The sequence below is a fragment of the Nocardia sp. NPDC004722 genome (genome assembly GCF_053601505.1).
Genome location: NZ_JBSGBY010000015.1, coordinates 1 through 21353, shown reverse-complemented (window position 1 = coordinate 21353; position 21353 = coordinate 1). Strand labels below are relative to the sequence as shown.

Sequence of the window (21353 nt, the reverse complement as noted above, 5' to 3'; positions counted from 1 at the left end):
GCTCGATCATTGCTGATTGCTATGGATGATGCCCGGATATCGCGTCGTATCTCACTGATGTCGTGGAGAGGTCCCACAGGGCCGCGGCGATCTCGGGGTCGATGGCGTGGGTCGCGGCTTGTCCGATCGCGCAGTCGGCCACATACGCTCCGCCTGGGAGTTGCGGGGCGGTTGCCGCCCAGACGGAACTGGCGGCCGCGGCCGGGATGGATTTCAGGTTGTCGAGCAGATTCGGGTCGCGTCGCGCGGAAAGTCTTCTCATCTCGGCGAAGTCGGAGCGCGTGAGGTGGCGGGCGAGGCCGGTGGCGCAGACGCCCGGATGCACCGCGTACGCGTGAATTCCGGAGTCGCCGTTGCGGCGCTGGAGTTCCGTCGTCATCAAGACGTTCGCGGATTTGGATTGGCCGTAGGCGGCGAACTTGTCGTAGGGGCGGTGGTGGAAATTCGGGTCGGTCAGGTCGATCGGGTAGGCGCGGTGGGCGTCGGAGGACAGCGTCACCACCCGGGAGGGGCGGCCGAAGCGGTCGGCGGCGGCGGTGAGGGCGGGGAGCAGCAGGGTGGTGAGCAGGAAATGGCCGAGATGGTTGGTGCCGAACTGCAATTCGAAGCCCTGTGCGGTGCGCTGTAGGGGCGGGTACATCACGCCCGCGTTGTTGATGAGCAGATCGAGGGTCGGGCGCTGTCGTGCGATGTCTTCCGCCGCGGACGTGACGCTGGCCAGGTCGGCGAGGTCGAGTGCGACCACGGTGAGGTCGGCGTCGGGGATCGTGGCGCGGATGTCCTGGACGACATCGGCCGCCGCGCGCAGGTCGCGGGCGGTCAGTATGACCGCCGCGCCCGCACCGGCCAGGACGCGCGCGGTCTCCGCGCCCAGCCCGGTGGTCGCGCCGGTGACGACCGCGGTGCGGCCGTGCAGGTCGATGCCCGCGATCACTTCTTCGGCGGTGGCGGTGTGGTCGAAAGTGGTTGCTGCCGTGAGCGGTTCGTGGGGCATCAGTGGGATTCCTCGGGCAGGGCGTGTCGCGCCATGGTGAACAGGGCGTCGGCGAGGGATTCGGCGAAGCCGTCGTGGTCGTCCCCGCCGCGGGCGAGGGCGTGGAATGTGGTGGTGCCGGAAAGGATTTCGAACAGCAGGTCGGGGTCGGCCGCGGCCGGGATCTGACTGCTGTCGGCCGCGTGGCCGAGGAGTTCGGCGAAGGCCTTGCGTACCGGTGCGCCGATGGCGAGCAGGCGCTGGCGGGCCTCCTCGGTCTGCGAATCGGCGAGCAGGCCGGGCACACCGGCGCGGGCGGCCGGACTGGCGGCGCGGCTGAGGAAGATGCGCGCCCAGGTGCGCAGGTCGGCGCGCAGATCGCCGGTCGGTTCCGGGAGCGCGTGCGCGCCGGGGCCGTGGACGGCCTCTTCGAGCAGGGCTTCCCGCGTGGGCCAGCGACGATAGATGGCGGGGGCGCCGACCTCGGCGCGACGTGCGATGGCGGAGATGGTGGTCTGCTGATAGCCGACCTCGGCGAGCAGCTTCCGTGTGGCGACCAGGACTGCGAGGTCCTTGTCGATATCGCGCGGGCGGCCGGGCCGCGGGCGCGGCTCGGGGGTCATCGCCGCGGCCCAGGTGTCGCTGCCGCATCCCGCGGTCGGGGCGAAACAGGAACGCGCGCAGCGGATCTGCGCATCCGCACAGCAGGATTCACGGTTTCGTCCCCTTCCAGCCTCCGGGTAATTACGTTATAGGTCATATCATAATTAAATCCGCGAGGAGAGTGCCCATGCCCGATCGCAGTTCGTTCCCCGACCTGCCCGAGGGATTCGACGTCACCGATCCGGCCTTGTGGGCCGCCCGCGTACCTACCGCGGAATGCGCCGAACTTCGTCGCGCGGCCCCGATCTGGTGGAATGCGCAGCCGCCGGGGACGGGCGGGTTCCACGACGGCGGGTGCTGGGTGGTCAGCACGCATGCCGACGTGAAGGAGGTGTCGCGGCGCAGCGACGTGTTCTCCAGCTTCGAGAACACGGCGATCTCGCGCTTCAACGACGACATCACCCGCGCGCAGATCGAGATGCAGCGGTTCTCGCTAATCAATATGGACGCACCCGAACACACCCGGATGCGCAAGCTGGTCGCCAAAGGCTTCACGCCGCGCGCGATCAACGGGCTACGCGCCGAATTGTCCACGCGCGCACGGGCGATCGTCGAAGAGGCCGCCGCCGCGGGTGCCGGTGACTTCGTCACGCAGGTTGCCTCCGAACTGCCGTTGCAGGCGATCGCCGCGCTGATCGGTGTGCCGCAGTCGGATCGACGCAAGGTCTTCGACTGGTCCAACGAGGTGACCGGCTACGACGATCCCGACTACGCGGACGTCGAGCCCATCGCCGCGGCCACCGAACTGCTCGGCTACGCCTGGCGGCTGGCCGAGGAACGCAAGGCCCGCCCCGCCGACGACATCGTGACCGAACTGGTCCACGCCGACCTCGACGGCCAGGCCCTGACCTCGGAGGAGTTCGGCTTCTTCGTGATCCTGCTGGCGGTGGCCGGGAACGAGACCACGCGCAACGCCATCACCCACGGCATGATCGCCTTCCTCGACAATCCGGAGCAGTGGGAGCTGTTCAAGAAGGAGCGCCCCGCCACCGCCGCCGACGAGATCATCCGCTGGGCCACCCCGGTCAGTTCCTTCCAGCGCACCGCCCTCGCCGACACCGAGCTATCGGGTGTGCGCATCGCGAAGGGACAGCGCGTCGTCATGCTCTACCGCGCCGCCAACTTCGACGACACCGTCTTCGAGCACCCCGACCGATTCGACATCCGCCGAGATCCCAACCCGCACTTGTCCTTCGGCGGCACCGGGGCGCACTACTGCCTCGGCGCGAACCTGGCCCGCCTGGAAATAGACCTGATCTTCCACGCCATCGCCGATCACCTGCCCGACATCACCAGGCTCGGCGATCCCCGCCGCCTGCGCTCCGGCTGGCTCAACGGCATCAAGGAATTCAAGGTCCGCTACTGACCTTCCGCGTCGCGGAGCTTGTCCAGCGCCGCGTCCAGTTCGCGGCCCATCTCGTCGAGCCCGGCGATGAGCTGGTCGAGCTGCTGGTTCACCTCGGTGAACTCGTCGGTGAAGCCCAGGTCTCCGAACTCGGCTCGGAGCAGGGCGGTCTGCGCCGCGAGTTCGTCCAACTGTGGATCTCGTTCGGTCACCGGGTGAGGGTACCGCCGACGGTGGGGGAGTGAGTGTCGTCACCTCGGGAACGCGCCGCCCGGTCCGGGATTCGCCATACGTACACTGGACGGGTTATGACTACCCCCTTGCCGCTCGTTTTCGATGCCCCTCGTCGTGGTATGCCGCCGCGGCATCTCGCCGACCTCGATGCGGCGGAGCGCAAGGCGGTGGTGGAGGAGCTCGGGTTGCCGAAGTTCCGGGCCGATCAGATCGCGCGGCAGTACTACGGGCGGCTGGTCGCGGATCCGGCGCAGATGACGGATCTGCCGGAGGGGATGCGGGCCAAGGTGGCGGAGGCGTTGTTCCCGACGCTGCTCACCGAGATCCGGCATATCGAATGTGATGACGGCACCACGCGCAAGTCGCTGTGGAAGGCCAATGACGGCACCCTGCTCGAATCGGTGCTCATGCGCTATCCGGATCGCAACACCCTGTGCATCTCCAGCCAGGCCGGTTGCGGCATGGCGTGCCCGTTCTGCGCGACCGGTCAGGGCGGTCTCAACCGCAACCTGTCCACCGCCGAGATCGTCGACCAGGTGCGTGCCGCGGCCGCCGCGCTGCGGGACGGCGAGGTGGCCGGTGGCCCGGGCCGCCTGTCCAACATCGTGTTCATGGGCATGGGTGAGCCGCTGGCCAACTACAAGCGCGTGGTGAACGCGGTGCGCCGCATCACTTCTCCCGCGCCGGAGGGCTTCGGCATCTCGCAGCGATCGGTGACCGTCTCCACGGTCGGTCTCGCGCCCGCGATCCGCAAGCTCGCCGACGAGGACATGTCGGTGCGACTCGCTGTCTCCCTGCACACTCCGGACGACGAACTCCGAGACACCTTGGTACCGGTCAACAATCGCTGGCCGGTCGCCGAAGTCCTCGACGCCGCACGCTATTACGCCGACAAGTCCGGCCGCCGCGTCTCCATCGAATACGCCTTGATCCGCGGCATCAACGACCACGGCTGGCGAGCCGACATGCTCGGCAAGAAGCTCCACAAGGCCCTCGGCCCCCTCGTCCACGTCAACTTGATCCCCCTCAACCCGACCCCCGGCAGCAAGTGGGACGCCAGCCCCAAGCCGGTCCAGGACGAATTCGTCCGCCGAGTCCAGGCCCAGGGCGTCACCTGCACCGTCCGCGACACCCGCGGCCAGGAAATCGCCGCCGCCTGCGGCCAACTCGCCGCCGAAGGCTGACCCGCCCTCAGCAACGGTCCGGGTTCTCGTGCGGTCGTGACGTTAGGCTGACGGCATGAGCGAGGCGATCGATTGGTCATGGCTGCGCACCGCGATCCCGATCATCGATATGGCCATGTACCTGGGTATGCCCGAGGACATCGCCCGTACCGTGGAGATCCGCGATGGGATGATCGTGCACTGTGAATCGCCGTCTCCGAACCATGTCGCGATCAGTGACAATGTTGCGGCTGACTGCCGATGGGACCTACGTCCGGGAGAATATGTCGTTGCGGGCGCGCGGCGATGCGGTAGCGGTCGATGCCGTGGACCCGCTCGACGTGACCATCAGTTGGAATCAGCTGGATCTGGGTTTGGACTGAACCTCGGCAATCGGAACGGGGATACGAAATGATCGACCATGTCTACATTTCGGTGACCGATCTCGAGGCGGCATCGGCGTTCTACCTCGCGGCTCTGGAGCCGTTGGGCTGGAAGGAGTTCGGAAGCTACCGCGCTTCCGAAGAAGCGAGCGGCGTTCCCGATCTCTTCGGTATCGGGGATGCTGTTTATGTCTCCGGGACCGGGGTCGGCTCGAGCATCTGGTTGCGGCAGCGCAATCCCGGGGAGACGGGGCTCTACGTCGGCATCGTGTGTGACAGTGTCGAGGCGGTTGACGCGGCCTATGCCGCCGCGCTCGCGGCCGGGGGTGTCGATGAGGGGGCGCCGGCTGATCGGACGTATTTCGCGCCGGGCTATTACGCCGCCAATGTCGCGGATGTCGACGGGAATCGGCTGGAGTTCGTTCACAAGGCCTGGTGGCCGGGATCGGGTGGGGGCCAGTAGGCTCGGGGGTGGCCACGGTGACCTGCCGCCGCCCGAAGGTCTCGGAGAGGCGAATGTGGCAACTTCCGAAAGCGAAGCGACTGACCAGGATTCCGGGGTGGAATCGGGGGAACCGGATGACGCCGCGCTGAGTGACGTCGCGGTGGAGGATGGCGCGCCCGATGACGCGGTGGACGATGACGCTGCCGAGGGCGGGGTCTGGGATGAACGTGATTCTCCGGCTTTGCGAAAGGCGCGCAAGGAGGCCGAACTCACCGCGGGTGGGGATTCGACTCGGGCGTATCTGAAGCAGATCGGGCGGGTGCCGTTGTTGTCGGCAGCCGAGGAGGTCGATCTGGCGATTCGCATCGAGGTCGGTCTGTTCGCGGGGGAGAAGTTGCGGGCCGAGGCGGAGTCGCCGACCGGGATGACTATGGCGCGCCGGCGCGATCTGGCCTGGGTCGAACGCGACGGGGTCCGGGCCAAAGATCATCTGCTGGAGGCGAATCTGCGCCTGGTGGTGTCGATCGCCAAGCGCTACACCGGGCGTGGCATGGCCTTTCTCGACCTGATCCAGGAGGGCAATCTGGGTTTGGTGCGCGCGGTCGAGAAGTTCGACTACAGCAAGGGATTCAAGTTCTCGACGTATGCCACCTGGTGGATCCGGCAGGCGATCACCCGCGCCATGGCCGATCAGTCCCGCACCATCCGCATCCCCGTGCACATGGTGGAGATCATCAACAAGCTCGGCCGGGTACAGCGTGAGCTGCTGCAGGAACTGGGCCGCGAGGCCACGCCCGAGGAACTCGCCGAGGTGCTGGACATCACCCCGGCGAAGGTGCTCGAGATCCGCCAGATCGCCCGCGAACCGATCTCCCTGGACCAGACGATCGGCGACGAGGGCGACAGCCAATTCGGTGATTTCATCGAAGATTCCGAGGCGATCGTCGCCGTCGAGGCGGTGGCGTTCTCGCTGCTGCAGGAACAGTTGCGCGCCGTCCTGGGCACCCTCACCGAGCGCGAGGCCGGTGTCATGTCGCTGCGCTACGGGCTGAGCGACGGGCAACCGCGCACCCTCGACGATATCGGCAAGGTGTACGGCGTCACCCGCGAGCGGATCCGCCAGATCGAGTCCAAGACGATGTCGAAGCTGCGTCACCCGTCGCGCTCGCAATCATTGCAGGGCTACCTCGAATAGCCGCCGAAATAGGTTGAGGCGCAATCCCTCCGCGTGATACGAAATGTCGCCGGACGGAGGGGGAAAGCGTGTACGGGCGAACGGTATTGGTGGCGGTGGTGGCGTGCGTCGCCGTAGCGGTCGGCGGATGTGATGGACATTCCGGTACGCCGGTGACGGCGACCGGTTCGCCGACGACACCGCTCTCGACGACACCGACGAAAACCACCACACCGCCGACGACTTCGAGCGACGGCAGGCCCCTCGCGAATACGCCCACCCAGTACGGCGGGCACACTCTGGACCTGTCGAAACCACAGACGCTCGTGGTCGCGATGTACAAGCTCGGCGACGACGATGTGCTGTCGTTCGGCCAGTTGACCTTCGTGCGTTCGGTGTGGGGTTCCGGCGCGGTCGGCCGCGGTTATCACGAGACCGGCGGCTACGGCAGTGCGCCGATCGCGCCGGACGCCGTGATCAGCTGCGACACACCACAGTGCGCCGCGACCCGCGGTGACGCGACGAGCTATTCGTTCACGCCGGTGACGGCGGCCGTGTTCGGGGCGCACGCGCGCGAGAAGAACAGGCTGTCGGACGGGGTGGATGCCGTCGTCACCATTCGTGACGGGCGGATCGTCGAGTTGCGCCAGTTCGTCACGGAGGCGGCCAGATCCGACCCGGCACTCGAGCCGAATGCCGCGCCGGTGGCGGACGATCCGATCGTCGACCTGAGTTTCGGTGCGGATGATGTGGTGACCTATGAGGACGTGTTGTACCGCGATCACCTGGTGCCGGGAAACACTTCCGGTCGCGATCCCAACGCCGTGGAGCGGACGGTGCCGCTGGACCCGGGGGTTCTCCTCATGTGCCACAGTGAAATCGGCCCGGTCGCCAACGGCTGGAATGCGGGCCGGGTGCCGGTGGCCGTCTCGCTGGTCGATATCCGCAAGCTGGCCCGGAAGCTGCCGGTCTACATGCGCGCCATCATGCGGGTGCGTGACGGCAAGGTGGTCGACATCTGGCAGCAGTATGTCGACTGACCTGGGACCCCGACGACGCTGTCGGGTCGCGCGCGGAATCAGCGCAGGACGGTCACCGAGGCCGGGGCGGGCTCGCTGAGTTCGGTCTCGGGGAGCAGCAGGTGCCCGGCGAATCCGAGGGTCAGCATGCCGATGACGAATGCGGTCGCGATGCGGTAGTTGATACGACGCGGCTGCTGGACGGTGAAATATCCGAAATTGCGATCGGCGAACTGAATTTGGTTGTTCATGATTCTCCATTCGAGGTGCGGCTCGCGAGAACGGGGGTTGCCCGTGCCGGGGGCCGCGGTTGATCTCGAGGATGAATCTACCGTGTGAGCTGGGTGCAAGCGAGGGGCTCGAACGTTGCCGCGGACGCTGAAAGCCCCGCTACAGCACGGTTTTCGTGTCATTGAACCGAGCCCCGGTCGCGCAGTCGCGTCGCGTTCGGTGAATCCCACGAACAGAAAGCGATTTCGAGAGACCGGGGTTACATATGCGGTCGGTGAATTGCGGAGTTATTTGCGACACACGCGCGCGGATCAGTTCTTCGGCCCGCGCAGTCGCGCCCGCACCACCTCGCGATTGACGGCCGCGACCGCGGTAAGCGGAATGCTCTCCGGGCAGACCGCCGCACATTCGCCGTAACTCGAGCAGGGCCCGAATTCCTCCTCCATCTGCCCGGCGAGACCGCGCGCACGACGACTGCGTTCCTGCTTGCCGCGCGTCACCGTACCCAGGTGCAGCAGTTTGGCTCCCGCGTAGAGATGCGCGGCGCCGTTCGGACAGGCGGCCACGCACGCGCCGCAGCCGATGCAGGCGGCGAAGTCCAGCGCGTACTCGGCGTCGTCGTGCGGGAGCGGTTCGGCGTCGGCGTCGGCGGCGGTGCCCGCGTCCACGGCGATGTGCCCGCCCGCCTGGATCAGCCGGTCCAGCGCCGAACGGTCCACCACCAGATCGCGGACCACCGGGTAGGCGGCCGACCGGAACGGTTCGATGCGCACGCGCGCGCCGTCGCTGAAGGAGCGCACGTGCTGACGGCAGGACGGGGTGTTGGGCAGCGGGCCGTGCGGGCGGCCGTCGACGGTGATTCCGCAAGAGCCGCAGACGCCTTCGCGGCAGTCGGAGTCGAAGGCGACCGGGTCGCGGCCGGACGCGACCAGGCTGTCGTTGAGCCGGTCGAGGAGTTCCAGCAGCGACATCTCCGGCGTGGCGTCCTCGACGACATAGTCCTCGTAGCCGCCGGGCGCGGCCGTGTCGGCCTGCCGCCAGATCTGCAACGTCAGCCTCATACGTAATTCCTCGTCTGTAGCGGGACGGCGGAGAACGTCAGCGGCTCGTCGTGGCGGATCTGCGGGCCGTCGTGCCGGTACTCCCACGCCGAGACGAACGCCCAATGCTCGTCGTCGCGGCGCGCCTCGCCGTCGCGGGTCTGGTGTTCGACGCGGAAGTGCGCGCCGCAGGACTCGTCACGATCGAGCGCGTCGAGACACATGAGCCGGGCCAGGCCGAGGAAATCGGCGACGCGACCGGCCTTTTCGAGCTCCTGATTGAACTGCTCGCCGCTGCCCGCGACCCGCAGATCGGACCAGAATTCGGCGGTCAGCTTGTCGATCGCGGCAATCGTGTCGGTCAGCCCCTGCGCCGAGCGTGACACCCCGCATCCGGCGTAGAGCAGCTCGCCCAGCCGCCGATGGAACCGATCCGGGCCCTGCGTGCCGCCGATCGACAGCAGCGCCCCGACCCGGCCCTCGACCTCGGAGATCGTCGCCGTCACCGCGGGATGGTCGGCGGCCAGGGGCGCGGTGCCGAGTTGTCCCGCCAGATAGTTCGGCACCGCGTAGGGCAGCGTGAACCAGCCGTCGACGCACGCCGACAGCAGCGAGTTCGCGCCCAGCCGGTTCGCGCCGTGATAACCCCAGCTCGCCTCCCCGGCCACGAAAAGCCCTGGGATGGAGGTCATCTGGTCGAAATCGCTCCACAGCCCGCCCATGGAGAAGTGCGCGCCGGGCGCGATCCGCATGGGCGTCCGGTAGGGGTCCTCGCCGGTGGCGTCGCGGTACATCGAGAAGAGGTTGCCGTAGCGCTCGGCGATGGTGTCGCGGCCCAGCCGGGCCAGCGCGTCGCGGAAGTCGAGGTAGACGCTGTTGTGCAGCGGGCCCACCCCGTGCCCGGCGTCGATCCGATTGCGGGCGGCGCGCGAGGAGACGTCGCGCGGCGAGAGATTGCCGTAGGACGGGTACATCCGCTCGAGGTAGTAGTCACGCTCGTTCTCGGGGATATCACCCGGATCGCGATCGTCACCGGCCTTCGCGGGCACCCAGATTCGGCCGTCGTTGCGCAGGGATTCGCTCATCAGAATGGTTTTCGACTGCCATTCCGAGTTCACCGGCAGCGCGGTCGGATGGAACTGGATGAAGGCGGGCGAGGCGAACAGCGCGCCCCGCATGTGCGCCCGCCAGGTCGCGGTCGCGTTCGAATTGCGGGCCAGCGTCGAACGATAGAAGACATTGCCGTAGCCGCCGGTCGCCAGCACCACCGCGTGCCCGGTGGTGGCGGTGACCGCGCCGGTGACCAGATCCCGTGCCACGATGCCGCACGCGCGGCCGTCGTCGACGATGAGATCGAGCATCTCGCTGCGGGTGTGCAGATTCACTGTGCCCGCGTGCACCTGCCGCAGCAGCGCCTGACTGCCCGCGACCTGCAACTGCTGGCCGGTCTGCCCGCGCGTGTAATAGGTGCGCGAGACCTGCACGCCGCCGAAGGACCGCGTCGCCAGGCTGCCGCCGTACTCGCGCGCGAAGGGCGCGCCGATGGCGTTCATATGGTCGATCACCCGCGCCGACTCCGCGGCCAGCCGGAAGCAATCCGCCTCGCGGGCACGGAAATCCCCGCCCTTGACGGTGTCTTTCACGAACCGTTCGACGCTGTCGTTGTCGACCTTGCGGGCGCGGGCGGCATTGATGCCGCCCTGCGCGGCCACACTGTGCGCGCGCCGGGGCGCGTCGTGGAAGGTGAAACACTCGACGTGGAAACCGAGTTCGCCCAGCGCCGCGGCACAGCCCGCGCCCGCCAGCCCGGTGCCCACCACGATCACCGTGAACTTGCGCCGGTTGAGCGGGCTGACCAGGCGGTAGTCCAGGCAGCGCTGCTGCCAGGCGCGGGCCGGATCACCCTCGGGCACACCGCCGGTGATGGGAGCGCCGACCGTGCGCAGGTCGGCCAGGGGATCGATCATCACGACACCACTCCGATCCACACCGCGACGGGAATCGTCATATTGCCGACCATCACCGCCAGCGCCAGCAGGCCGCCGAGCGCCACGCACACCTGCCGGGTGCGCTGGCCGGTGATGCCGAGATCATTGACCGCCGTCCACAATCCGTGCGCCAGATGCGCGCCGAGCAGGGCCATGGCCAGCAGATAGAACACCGCGACCGCGGGGCGGTCGAAGCTGGCGACCAGATTGGCGTAGGCGTGACTGGTGGTGCGGGTGGCGTCGGTGAACGAGGTGCTCGCGAACGGCCGCGCGCCGACGGTCAGGTCCAGGATGTGGAAGACGATGAACAGCAACAACACCAGACCGGTGACCAGCATGGTGCGCGCCGTGAACGACCGCAGCCCCTTCAGACCCTGACGCCGGAAGCGGCCGCGTGCCGCGTGCGCGCGCCGGGTCAGCAGGACCGCGCAACCCACATGGGCGATCAGGCAACAACCCAGCACCACCCGGAAGATCCAGAGCGCGCCCTCGTAGGGCAGGAACGGCTGCAACAGGGTCCGCAGCCAGTGCGCGTATTCGTCGAAGTGCTCGGCGCCCAGGTAGACCTTGAGGTTGCCGACCATGTGCACCAGTACGAAGAGTGCGAAGACGATCCCGGTACCGGCCATGATCAGCTTCAACGTGACCGACGAGGGGCGGATCCGCCACTCCCATCGGGGTAGTGCGACGGCGGGGCCGCGGGCCACTTCATGCCCGGCGTCGGCGGTATCCACGATCTCGGTAGCAGGCGTCATCGCATCCGTACCTCCTCGAACTCAGAACGTACCGCCGCCTTTCCGGATCTTCTGGCAACCACACGGCAACGGTCAGGTCTCCGGCTGATTCGGCGGACCGTCAGTCGGATTGTCTGAGACGGCCTACGCTGGGGTGATGGAAAGTCTTGTGACCGTGCTGTCGCGGCTCGCGGGCGGCGCGCATCAGGCCGTGTTCGATCGCACGAACGGTCAACTGCTGGGCGGGATTCCGGGAACCAAGGTGGTCCGGCTGACCACGGTCGGCCGCAAGACCGGACAGCCGCGGGTCACCATGCTGAGCACACCGCTGCCGGTCGGGGAGCGGGTCGTGCTGATCGCCTCCTTCGGCGGCGAGCCCCGGCATCCGCAGTGGTATCGCAACCTGTGCGCGGACCCGCATGTCACGGTGAACATCTCCGGCACCGAGCGCAGGATGCTCGCGCGCACAGCGGATTCGGCCGAACGCGCGCGACTGTGGCGGCAGATTGTTTGCCGCGCGCCCAACTACGCGCTCTACCAGCTGCGGACCTCCCGCGAGATTCCGGTGGTGATCCTGGAAAACGATTCCGCGACTTAGCGATTCGCGGACCGGCGGACGGCGGGGGACGGGGTCTGGCAAGGTTGCGGAGCATGGGATCGATTTCGGGGGTCCCGGATGAGGAGTCGTTCGGGGAGCGGCTGCGGCAGTGGCGCAAGATTCGCCATGTCAGCCAGGCCGAACTCGCCGAACGGGTGGGGGTCAGCACGCGGGTGCTGTCGACGGTGGAGGCGGGGCGGGCCGGACCGGAACGCGAACTCGTGCTGCGGGTGACCGACGTGCTGGATCTGGGACTGACCGATCGCAATCAGCTGTTGCGGGCGGCGGGGTTCGCGCCGGTGTATCCCGATGTCACGGTGCACGATCCGCGCTGGACGCCGTTCACCGGGGCGATGGATCGGCTGCTGCGGGCGCACGAACCGTTCCCCGGGCTGGTACTGGACGCCTACGGGACGGTGATCGCCGCCAATCAGGGCTGTGCGGCGCTGTTCGGCCGGGACCCCGTGGGCACCAATATGATCGAGCGCTACATCGTGGAGAGCACCGCGCCGGAAACCGAGTCGGACTGGCTGGAGGTGGCGTGGGCCGCCCGCGCCCGGCTGCGCACCCAGCTCGCCCGCTCACCCTCCGACGAACGGCTGCCCGGGCTGATCGGGCGGCTCGACGCCATGCTCGCCGGGCTCCCGGCCCCGCACCGCGACCCCGGTGACCTGGTCGCGTGCTCCACCTTCCGGCGGGGCGCGCGGATGATCCGGACCGGGCTGCTGGCGGCCCACTTCGACGCCGCCCACGACCTCACGCTGGAGGAGTTGCGGATCGAGCTGTTCTACCCGCTCGACCAGGCTTCCGAGGAATTCTTCCGCTCGCACTGACGCTCGTCCGCTCGCGGTGATCCTCGCCCGCTCGGGCCGATGGATTTCCGCGCGCACCGCCCGGGGGTGCGAAGATCGGCGGCGGTGTGCGACTACTCCGCACGGCGGCGGTACGCGGCTTATGCTCGGGTTGGTAAGGCTCGTTGTCGTATCGGGGTCGCTGTGGGGCAGATCGATCCGTTTTCTACGCGCCGCGATGTGACCTCTGGGTTCGTCGCGGAATTGGCCGCGACCGGATTCGCCGACGCGGTCGAGATCGGCCGGGGCGGGTTCGGGGTCGTGTACCGGTGTTTCCAGCCCGCGCTGGAACGGACCGTCGCCATCAAGGTGCTGACCGCGGACCTCGAGTCCGACGCGCTGGAACGGTTCGTGCGCGAGCAGCTGGCCATGGGCAAGCTGTGCGGGCACCCGAACATCGTGACCGTGTACGAGGCGGGGTCGACCGATACCGGGCGGCCGTTCATCGTGATGCCCTACCACTCGCAGGGGTCCCTCGATGCGCGGATCCAGCAGCGCGGGATCGTGGAGTGGCAGGAGCTGCTGCACTACGGGGTGAAACTGGCGGGCGCGCTGGAGACCGCGCATCGGCGCGGCCTGCTGCACCGGGATGTGAAGCCGGGCAACATCCTGCTCACCGAATACGGGGAGCCACAGCTGGCCGACTTCGGGATCGCCCGGCTGACAGGCGGTTTCGAGACCGCGGCGGGCACCGTCGCCGGGTCGCCCGCCTACACCGCGCCGGAGGTGCTGCAAGGGCAGACCCCCGATGTGACCGCCGACGTCTACGCGCTGGCCGCCACCCTGTTCTGCGCCGGGACCGGGCACGCGGTGTTCGAGCGGCGCAGCGGCGAGCAGTTGATCGCACAGTTCGTGCGGATCACCAAGCATCCGCTGCCCGATCTCGGGGGCGCGGGACTGCCGCCGGAACTGACCGGGGTGATCGAGGCCGCGATGGCGCGGGAGCGCACCGAACGACCCAAGTCGGCCGCGGAATTCGGGGCCGCGCTGCGTGAGATCCAAGAGCGGCAAGGACTCTCGCCGGACGAGATGGCGATTCCCTTGCCCGCGCTGGGCGCGGACGGTCTGGACGGCACCGCGACCGGGTCGGGGCGGATCACGCCATCCGGCCTCACACCGTCGAGCCTCAGACCCTCCGGAGTCACGCCGTCGGGCCGCACACCGACGTCGAGTCGCAGCCGCGCCGGGCGCACCACCGCGGCGCCGCCGGTGCCCGCCACTCGGCTGCGCCCGCCCACCCTCTCCCGAGCCCTGGTCCCGCGCCCGCGTCTGCTCGACGCCCTGCACTCGGCCAGCGACCGCCGGCTCGCGGTTGTGCACGGCCCCACCGGTTTCGGCAAGACCACCCTGGCCGCGCAGTGGTGCGCGGCGGTCACCGCGGCGGGGGAGTCGGTGGCCTGGCTGACCGTGGACAGCGACGACGACACTGTGGTGTGGTTCCTCTCGCATCTCATCGAGGCCATTCGCCAGGCTCGGCCCGCCCTGGCGCGCGAACTCGGCCAACTGCTCGAGGAGCACGGCGACGCCGCCGGACGGTTCGTGCTGACCTCGCTGATCAACGACATCGACCGGCGCGGTGAGCAATTGACGGTGGTCATCGACGACTGGCATCGTGTCGCCGCCCCCGAGACCCAGGCCGCGTTGCGTTTCCTCATCGAGAGTTGCAGCCCGGCCCTGCGCATCCTGGTGACCAGCCGACATCAGACCGGGTTGCCCATGAGCTCCATGCGCGCCCGCGGCGACCTGGTGGAAATCGACACCGCCGCACTGCGGTTCACCGCGACGGAAGCCTATGCGCTGCTGGTCGAGCTGGACGGGCTGGATCTGGATCGCGGTGATGTGGAGGACCTCACCGAATCCACCGGCGGCTGGGCGGCGGCCCTGCAATTGGCGGCATTGTCGTTGCGGGGCAGTGAGGATCCAGGGCAGTTGATCGGGCAGCTCACCGGCCGCCATCACGCCATCGGGGAATTCCTGGCCGAGAACGTGCTGGAGGCCCTGGAACCCGGTGTGCTCGATTTCATGGTCGCGACCTCGCTGACCGAACGCACCTGCGGCGAACTGGCCACGGCGCTGACCGGGGTCGCGGACGGGCAGGCGCTGCTCGAGCAGATCGAACAGCAGGATCTGTTCCTGCGCCGCCTCGATGGCGGGCAGTGGTTCCAATACCACCAGCTGTTCCAGGATTTCCTGCGGCAACGCCTCGAATACGGTGGGCCCGAACAGATCGAGGCGTTGCATAGGACCGCCTCGCAGTGGTTCGCCGAGCACCGGCAGGTGAGCGAGGCGGTCGATCACGCCCTGCTCGCGGGGGATGAGCAGCGGGCCGTGGAGATCGTGGAGCGCGACGGCATGTCGCTGCTCGAGTACGGGCAGATGGCCAGCCTCATCGGCCTGGTGAACAAGCTGCCGCCCGCGGTGATCGAGACCCATCCGCGGCTGCAACTGGATCTGGCGTGGGCGAACATCCTGCTGCACCGGGCCGGGCCCGCAGAACGCGCACTGGCACTGGCGGAATCGACACTGGCCGATGCCGACCCGTCGGTGCGGGAGCTGTTGCGCGCGGAGGCGGGGGTGGTGCACGCGGTGGTGACCGTGCGCGCCGACGTGCTGACCGGCGTGGAGGAGTGGCTGGCGCCGTGCTTCGCGCACGCCGACGAACTGTCCCCGTATGTGGTGGCCATCGGCGCGAATGTGGCCAGTCTGGCGGCTGGATACCGCTACGACTTCGACGAGGCGGTCCGCATCCAGGAGTGGTCGGCTCCGTATATGCGCCGGAACAAGGGCTTCTACAACAATATTCACGGCCTGTGCTTTCTCGGCCTGGCCGCCAGCCTGCAACTCGACATTCCGCGTGCGGAGGAGTATTTCCGGGCCGCGTTGAAGATCGCGAAGCAGTCCGGCGGCAGTCATTCCTATGGGGCGCGTCTGGCCGGTTCGCTGCTGGGCGAACTGCTCTACGAGCGTGGCGAACTCGCCGAGGCGGAGCGGCTGCTCGACGACGGGTACAAGCTCGGCCCCGACGCGGGCGTCGTCGATTTCAAGCTGGCGCGGTACGTGGTCGGCGCGCGCGTGAAGGCGCTGCGCGGTGACCGGGCCGCCGCCATCCGCCGCCTCAACGAGGGTGCGCGCGTGGCGCTTTCGATGTCGCTGCCCCGCCTGCGTGCCGAGGTGGAGAACGAGCGCCTCCGCCTGGGCCTGCCCCCGCACCCCGAATTCGGCCCGCTCCCGGTCGTCGACCACGCCCACCGCCGCACCCCGACCGACCCGATCGACGAATTCACCGTCCTCTACGAGGAATTCACCGCCATCCGCCTGCTGCTCGCCGAATCCGACCCGGCCCGTCGCGAACTCGCCCGCGCCTGGGCCCAGGAATGGGTCGACCTCCTCGAGTCCGTCCACCGCCCCCGAGAGCTCCTCAAGGCCCGCCGCCTCCTGGTCGCCTGCCTGGCCGCCACCGACCACCTCCCCGAGGCCGAATCCCTCCTGGCCACCGTCCTAGCCCAATGCGCCGAACACGATTCGGTCCGCTACATCCTCGACGGCGGCCCCCACGTCGTAGCCACCCTCGCCGCCCTCCACACCGACCAACTCGCGGGCCGATGGCGACCGGAATGGCCGGAGGTCCCACCCACCTTCCTCCAGGCCCTGGTCGAAGCCCATGCCGCCCAAACCATCTGAGACCGTTCATCACCCCGCCACCGACCCGGCGGGTGTGGATCCCGGCCGAGAACATGCCGGGCGGAATGTCCGGTGTGACGGGATTGTTGGGGGCGACGTCATGGCGGGCTTGTTCAGTACAGTGAGCGCGCTGGATATCGAGTTGGGCAGGGATTACGGGTGACGGAACCTCTACACGAGGCGCATGAGCGGGCCAGTTGGGCGGAGTTGTTCTTCGATCTGGTGCTGGTGTTCGCGGTGACGCAGGCGGCGCATGTGGCGTTCGCGGGGCAGAGTTGGGGTGCGGTCGGGCAGACGGTGCTGCTGCTGGGGATCATGTGGTGGTCGTGGGTGGGGACCACGCTGGCGGTGCACGGGGTGGAGGATTCGAATCGGCAGCGGCTGTTCCTGTTCGCGTGCGGGCTGTGCATGTTCGTGGTCGCGATCACCGCGCCGCACGCGTTCACCGGGCACGCGCAGCCACTGCTGCTGGCGCTCGCGCACCTGGCGTTGCGGGTGATGCTGTGGGTGGAGATGCAGCGCAAGCGGGCCTTCTCGCAGGCGGGGGCGTTCGGCAACTGGTTCAATCCGTTCACCGTGACCGTGCTCGCCGCCATGATCCTGGTGGTGGCCGCGCTGGTGCCCGCGGGCGGCCTGCGCAACGGGCTGTGGATCGTGGCGGTGCTGCTGGCCTTCGGCGGTCCGGCCCTGCTGGCCAAGCGGCTGCAAACGGTCCAGTTCGGTGCGACCCATCTGCCCGAACGCTTCGCCACCTTCGTCATCATCGCCCTGGGTGAAACCGTCGCCTCGGTGGGTTCCGAAGCGGCGGAAGCCCATCTGGGCGTGGTGTCCTGGATCGCGGTGGTGCTGATCTTCCTGCTCGGCTGCGGCCTGTGGTGGCTGTATTTCGCCTACGGCTTCTCCGCGGTCGAACATTCCCTGCGCACCAACCAGATTCGCGGCACCGTGGTCCGCGATGTCCTCAGCTACGGGCATCTGCTGCTGGTCATCGGCCTGGTGCTGGTGGCGGTCGGCGCGCGCACCATGGTCGAGCATCCGACCGCGGTCGCGCACGGCGCGGCCGGATACCTGTTGCCACTGGGCGCGACCCTGTTCGTGACGACGTTCCTGTTCACCCGCTGGCGCATGTTCGGTGCGGCGACCCTGGGCCGGTTGATCACCGCCCTGGTGCTGGCCGCGCTCACCGCCGCCGCCCCGCTCCTGCCGCAGATCGCCGTCCTGGCCCTGGCGACGGCGATCCTGGCCGCCCTCAACGTCTTCGAACACTGGATCGTCTCGACCGGCCGTCCGCTCCTGCTGTTGCGGCACCCGTTCCGGGCGCGCTAACCCACCGGCACGATGGTGGCGACGATGGTCTGGATCTGATCGTCGTGGATCACGAAGGTCTCGGTGATGTCCACGGTGAGCAGTCGCACGCCGCCGAATCCGGAGTCGAGCAGGTAGCGGGTCGTCACCGTATCGCCGTCCTCGCTGATGCGCAGGTCGTGGACGCGCTGGATGACCGAGTACTGCACGCCGTGGTCGAGGTCGTTGGTGAGTTGTGGCCCGGAGTAACCGGTTTGCAGGCCCGCCTCGACCCGGGTCGCGTCGGGTGCGAACGGGACGTTCGAGGCGTCGTGGCTGACCAGCGCGTAGATGTAGGAGGCCGCGATCTCGGCATGGCGGGTCCGCAGTGGCTGTGCGTCCGCGGTGGCGATTCCGGTCGTCGAGCCGAGGGTCGCGGCCGCCGCCACCGACAGAACTGCAACATGTCCTAATTTCATCCGCTGATGCTGGCTCGAGCACCGCTGCCGCGCAACCGATTCCGCAAATCCGCGACCCGGTCGCGCACGGTCGGCCGGACGGGCTCGCCGCCGACGAACGCCGCCAGATCGGCGATCACCGCCGAATCCACATGCTGCGGAACCAGATAGCCCGCCGGCGTGGACGGACCGGTCCCGGGGAAGAGCATGTGGTCATCGGCGGGGTACACCCGCACGGTGACGTCCGTGCCCGCGAGTCCCCGCTCCCAGCCGGGCAGGTCCTCCTCGGCCGTGACCTGATAGTCGCGGCCACCCTGCACGAGCAGGATCGGCCGGTCGAGCGCGGCGGCGGTGGCGACCTGGTCGTAGTCGCGCAGATCCAGCCAGTACGAGGCGGGCCAGCCGAACAGCAGCTCGGCGGTGGGGGTCTGCGTCGACAGCGCGGGACTCTCGGTGCACGCGACCTGTTTCCGGGTGGCGGCCAGGATGTCGGTCAGATCCTCCTCCGGCTGCACCGCCGCGATGTGGTGCAGGGCGCGCAGGATGGACCGGGTCAGCGGAACCGTATCCCCGGCCAGGATGATCACACCGGCGATGCCCGGATCCGCGGCCGCGATGCGCGGCGCCGCCTTACCGCCGCCGCTGTGCCCGGCCACGAACACCCGTGCCGGATCGACCCCGGGCTCCCGCCGCAGCAACTCGACCGCCGCGAGCGTGTGCGGAAGGTACTCGTCGACCATGGTGAAGCCCGATACGGATTCGGATCCGCCGTGCGTGTGCCCCAGTTTGTCGAAGCGCAACACCGCCACACCGCGCGCGGCCAGACCCCAGGCGAGGTCCTTGAACGGCTTGTTCGGGCCGACGGTGACATCGCGATCGGCGGGTCCCGAGGAGACCAGCACGACGGCGGGTCGCGGGCCGCGGCCCTTGGGCAGCGTCAGCGTGCCCGAGACCGCGGTGGCGCCCGAACCCACGCTGATCTCACGCTCGGTGAACAGCCGGGGCGAGACGTAATCCGGTGCGGTCCAGCCGGATTCGGTGGGGGCGGCCAGGCGCAGCCCGTGCAGCAGGCCCGCGTCGTCGATTGCCAGGTGCACCGCCATGCTGCCGCTCTCGCAGGTCACGAGCACCTGTGCCCTGGTCAGCCCGTCGTCGAAGCGTTCGACCGCGGGCGTGCCGAGCTCGCGCACCGCCCCGATCCTGGCGATCTCCCCGGTCCAGCCGACGCCCACGGTCTCGGCGGACAGCACGGCCGCCATGCGCGGCGCGAACAAGGTCGCGAGATCGTCGAAGCGTTCGTCACGGAGTAGCTCGGCGACGGTGGTGGCCACGGTCGCGGGGTTCTCGCCGGTGGTGGAGTCGTGGTGAACGGTCATGCCGCCGAACCTTTCTCAATCAGTGCAATCATTCTTACAATTGAGAACGTTAGCAGGATGTGAGAAGGTCGGGAAGTGGAAACTTTCGAGTTGCTCGCGCATCCGGCGCGGCTGCGCATCGTGCACGCGCTGCGCGGCGACCGCACCCTCACCACCGGCGAACTGTGCGCCCGCCTGCCCGACACCTCGAAGGCGACCGTGTACCGGCACGTCGACGCCTTGACCGCCGCCGGAATCCTCGAGGTGGCCGAGGAACGCCGAGTTCGCGGCGCGGTGGAACGGCACTATCGCCTGCGCCAGGACCGCGCGGCCATCCCCGCCGAGGCCGCCGCCGCCCTGCCCGCCGACGGCTACCGCTCCGTCTTCGCCATGGCCATGGCCGTGCTGATCGCCGAGTTCGACGCCTACCTCGCCGGTGAGAACGCCGACCCGGCGGCCGATCTCGTCGGTTTCCGCCAACACGCCCTCTGGCTGAACCGCGAAGAACTCGAGCAGCTCATCATCGACCTGCGCGCGGTCATCGTGCCGCGCCTGGACCACCAGCCCGCCCCGGGCCGCGACCAATACCTGTTGAGCCCCATCCATTTTCCGATCGAGCGCGCGAGCGGCGAATAGTTCAGGTCTCGACCTCCGCGAGCCGGCGGCGGAGGTAGGCGCGCTCGGCGTCGTTCGTGGTCAGCTCCAGCGCGCGGCGGTATTCGATTGCCGCGGAGTCGTTTTCGCCCAGGCGGCGGTGCAGATCGGCGCGGGTGGCGGCGAGCAGGCGCGCGGGCAGCGGACCGGCGTCGTGCGACTCGGCGAGCAGTGTCAGTCCGGCGGCCGGTCCCGAACGCATGGCCACCGCGATCGCCCGGTTCAAAACCACCGTGGGGGACGGGACTTGGACGATCAGCGCGTCGTAGAGTTCGACGATGCGCGCCCAATCCGTCGCCGCCGCGGACTCGGCCGTGACATGGCAGGCGGCGATCATCGCCTGTAACTGGTACGGGCCCAGCCGATCCCGGCGCGCGGTCCGCCGCAGCTCGAGCAGCCCCGCGCCGATCAGCGCCCGATCCCAGCGCGCCCGGTCCTGCTCCTCGAGCGGAATCAGCGTCCCGTCGGCCGCGGCCCGGGTCGCCACCCGCGCCTGCTGCAACAGCACCAGGGCATGGAGCCTGCCCGCCTCCGGATCATCCGGCATCAGTTCCACCACCAGCGCGGCCAGCCGCCGGGCCTCGGCCGCCAACTCGGGCCGCTGCAACCGCGGCCCGCCGCTCGCCACATAACCCTCGTTGAACAGCAGATAGAGGACACCCAGCACCGCCCGGGTCCGCTCCGGCAGCAGATGATCCGGCGGCACCCGATACGGGATCCCGGCATCCCGGATCTTCTGCTTGGCTCGCGCCAGCCGTTTGGCCATGGTGGCCTCGGGAACGCCGAAGGCGCGGGCGATTTCGGCGGTGGTCAACCCGGTCAGGGTTCGCAACGCCAGCGCCACCTGCGCCTCGAAGGCCAGCGCGGGATGGCAGCAGGTGAACAGCAAGCGCAGCCGGTCATCGGGAATGCTGTTGTCGGGCACGGGTTCTCCGGATTCGGGCGGATCGATCAGCGCCAGCGCCGCCAGCTTGCGCGCCCCCACCTGTTCGCGGCGCAACCGGTCGACGGCGCGGCGGCGGGCGGCGGAGAGCCTGACCATGTCGGGCAAGCGGCACGGCTTCCACTCCTCGTGGAAGA

20 protein-coding genes and 1 pseudogene are annotated in these 21353 nt (G+C 68.7%); 11 read left to right on the top strand and 10 right to left on the bottom strand.

Annotated elements, in window-relative coordinates; all coding sequences use genetic code 11:
* Nucleotides 1-19: 19 nt before the first annotated feature.
* Both ACWELQ_RS03630 and ACWELQ_RS03625 read right to left on the bottom strand, forming a co-directional pair.
* A complete protein-coding gene (locus tag ACWELQ_RS03630) occupies nt 20-994 on the bottom strand; it encodes an SDR family NAD(P)-dependent oxidoreductase (RefSeq protein WP_452395465.1) in 975 nt (324 codons plus the stop codon).
* The gene (locus tag ACWELQ_RS03625) at nt 994-1596 is read right to left on the bottom strand and encodes a TetR/AcrR family transcriptional regulator (protein ID WP_452395464.1); all 603 of its coding nucleotides are present in this window, start codon (nt 1594-1596) and stop codon (nt 994-996) included. Before ACWELQ_RS03625 ends, ACWELQ_RS03630 begins: the two co-directional genes overlap by 1 nt.
* A 167-nt stretch (nt 1597-1763) precedes the next feature.
* Between ACWELQ_RS03625 and ACWELQ_RS03620 the strand changes: the two genes are divergently transcribed.
* Entirely contained in the window at nt 1764-3002 is a 1239-nt protein-coding gene (locus tag ACWELQ_RS03620; protein WP_452395463.1) for a cytochrome P450, read from the top strand.
* Here the strand turns inward: ACWELQ_RS03620 and ACWELQ_RS03615 are convergent.
* The gene (locus ACWELQ_RS03615; RefSeq protein WP_452395462.1) at nt 2996-3193 is read right to left on the bottom strand and encodes a hypothetical protein; all 198 of its coding nucleotides are present in this window, start codon (nt 3191-3193) and stop codon (nt 2996-2998) included. The genes ACWELQ_RS03620 and ACWELQ_RS03615 overlap by 7 nt on opposite strands.
* 96 nt (nt 3194-3289) lie before the next feature.
* On the opposite strand from ACWELQ_RS03615, the gene rlmN reads away from it, so the two are divergent.
* The 5 genes and pseudogenes from rlmN to ACWELQ_RS03590 all read left to right on the top strand — a co-directional run bounded on the left by rlmN (nt 3290) and on the right by ACWELQ_RS03590 (nt 7420).
* Entirely contained in the window at nt 3290-4399 is a 1110-nt protein-coding gene (gene rlmN / locus ACWELQ_RS03610) for a 23S rRNA (adenine(2503)-C(2))-methyltransferase RlmN (protein WP_452395461.1), read from the top strand.
* 221 nt (nt 4400-4620) lie between these two features.
* Nucleotides 4621-4761, top strand: coding sequence for a hypothetical protein (locus tag ACWELQ_RS03605; protein WP_452395460.1), 141 nt, complete (start codon nt 4621-4623; stop codon nt 4759-4761).
* 28 nt (nt 4762-4789) lie between these two features.
* Complete coding sequence (locus ACWELQ_RS03600; RefSeq protein ID WP_452395459.1) at nt 4790-5224, top strand: VOC family protein; 435 nt, start codon at nt 4790-4792, stop codon at nt 5222-5224.
* 127 nt (nt 5225-5351) lie between these two features.
* Nucleotides 5352-6401 (top strand): annotated as a pseudogene (locus ACWELQ_RS03595) (RNA polymerase sigma factor); the annotation flags it as partial.
* 68 nt (nt 6402-6469) lie between these two features.
* On the top strand, nt 6470-7420 hold the full coding sequence (locus tag ACWELQ_RS03590) for a hypothetical protein (protein ID WP_452395458.1): 951 nt from the start codon (nt 6470-6472) through the stop codon (nt 7418-7420).
* Nucleotides 7421-7458: 38 nt separating this feature from the next.
* Here ACWELQ_RS03590 and ACWELQ_RS03585 read toward each other — a convergent pair whose 3' ends face one another.
* From ACWELQ_RS03585 to ACWELQ_RS03570, 4 genes are all read right to left on the bottom strand, one after another.
* The gene (locus tag ACWELQ_RS03585) at nt 7459-7650 is read right to left on the bottom strand and encodes a hypothetical protein (protein WP_452395457.1); all 192 of its coding nucleotides are present in this window, start codon (nt 7648-7650) and stop codon (nt 7459-7461) included.
* Between the two features lie 291 nt (nt 7651-7941).
* The gene (locus ACWELQ_RS03580) at nt 7942-8691 is read right to left on the bottom strand and encodes a succinate dehydrogenase/fumarate reductase iron-sulfur subunit (protein ID WP_452395456.1); all 750 of its coding nucleotides are present in this window, start codon (nt 8689-8691) and stop codon (nt 7942-7944) included.
* The gene (locus ACWELQ_RS03575; protein ID WP_452395455.1) at nt 8688-10637 is read right to left on the bottom strand and encodes a fumarate reductase/succinate dehydrogenase flavoprotein subunit; all 1950 of its coding nucleotides are present in this window, start codon (nt 10635-10637) and stop codon (nt 8688-8690) included. The genes ACWELQ_RS03580 and ACWELQ_RS03575 overlap by 4 nt, the downstream gene beginning before the upstream one ends.
* Nucleotides 10637-11413: a succinate dehydrogenase cytochrome b subunit gene (locus ACWELQ_RS03570; RefSeq protein ID WP_452395454.1), complete on the bottom strand. Its 777-nt coding sequence runs from the start codon at nt 11411-11413 to the stop codon at nt 10637-10639. The genes ACWELQ_RS03575 and ACWELQ_RS03570 overlap by 1 nt, the downstream gene beginning before the upstream one ends.
* A 136-nt stretch (nt 11414-11549) precedes the next feature.
* Between ACWELQ_RS03570 and ACWELQ_RS03565 the strand changes: the two genes are divergently transcribed.
* From ACWELQ_RS03565 to ACWELQ_RS03550, 4 genes are all read left to right on the top strand, one after another.
* Complete coding sequence (locus ACWELQ_RS03565; RefSeq protein ID WP_452395453.1) at nt 11550-11990, top strand: nitroreductase family deazaflavin-dependent oxidoreductase; 441 nt, start codon at nt 11550-11552, stop codon at nt 11988-11990.
* Nucleotides 11991-12043: 53 nt separating this feature from the next.
* Nucleotides 12044-12823, top strand: coding sequence for an MmyB family transcriptional regulator (locus ACWELQ_RS03560; RefSeq protein ID WP_452395452.1), 780 nt, complete (start codon nt 12044-12046; stop codon nt 12821-12823).
* Nucleotides 12824-12985: 162 nt separating this feature from the next.
* Nucleotides 12986-16522 carry a protein kinase domain-containing protein gene (locus tag ACWELQ_RS03555; RefSeq protein ID WP_452395451.1) on the top strand — a complete coding sequence of 1179 codons (3537 nt, stop codon included), beginning with the start codon at nt 12986-12988 and terminating at the stop codon, nt 16520-16522.
* Between the two features lie 159 nt (nt 16523-16681).
* On the top strand, nt 16682-17848 hold the full coding sequence (locus tag ACWELQ_RS03550; protein WP_452395450.1) for a low temperature requirement protein A: 1167 nt from the start codon (nt 16682-16684) through the stop codon (nt 17846-17848).
* Here ACWELQ_RS03550 and ACWELQ_RS03545 read toward each other — a convergent pair.
* Both ACWELQ_RS03545 and ACWELQ_RS03540 read right to left on the bottom strand, forming a co-directional pair.
* The gene (locus ACWELQ_RS03545; RefSeq protein ID WP_452395449.1) at nt 17845-18285 is read right to left on the bottom strand and encodes a hypothetical protein; all 441 of its coding nucleotides are present in this window, start codon (nt 18283-18285) and stop codon (nt 17845-17847) included. The genes ACWELQ_RS03550 and ACWELQ_RS03545 overlap by 4 nt on opposite strands.
* The gene (locus ACWELQ_RS03540) at nt 18282-19640 is read right to left on the bottom strand and encodes a serine aminopeptidase domain-containing protein (RefSeq protein ID WP_452395448.1); all 1359 of its coding nucleotides are present in this window, start codon (nt 19638-19640) and stop codon (nt 18282-18284) included. Before ACWELQ_RS03540 ends, ACWELQ_RS03545 begins: the two co-directional genes overlap by 4 nt.
* 75 nt (nt 19641-19715) lie before the next feature.
* Between ACWELQ_RS03540 and ACWELQ_RS03535 the strand changes: the two genes are divergently transcribed.
* Entirely contained in the window at nt 19716-20255 is a 540-nt protein-coding gene (locus ACWELQ_RS03535) for a helix-turn-helix domain-containing protein (protein ID WP_452395447.1), read from the top strand.
* A 1-nt stretch (nt 20256) separates the two neighbouring features.
* Here ACWELQ_RS03535 and ACWELQ_RS03530 read toward each other — a convergent pair.
* A partial coding sequence (locus tag ACWELQ_RS03530) for an RNA polymerase sigma factor (RefSeq protein ID WP_452395446.1) occupies nt 20257-21353 on the bottom strand: 1097 nt, incomplete at its 5' end.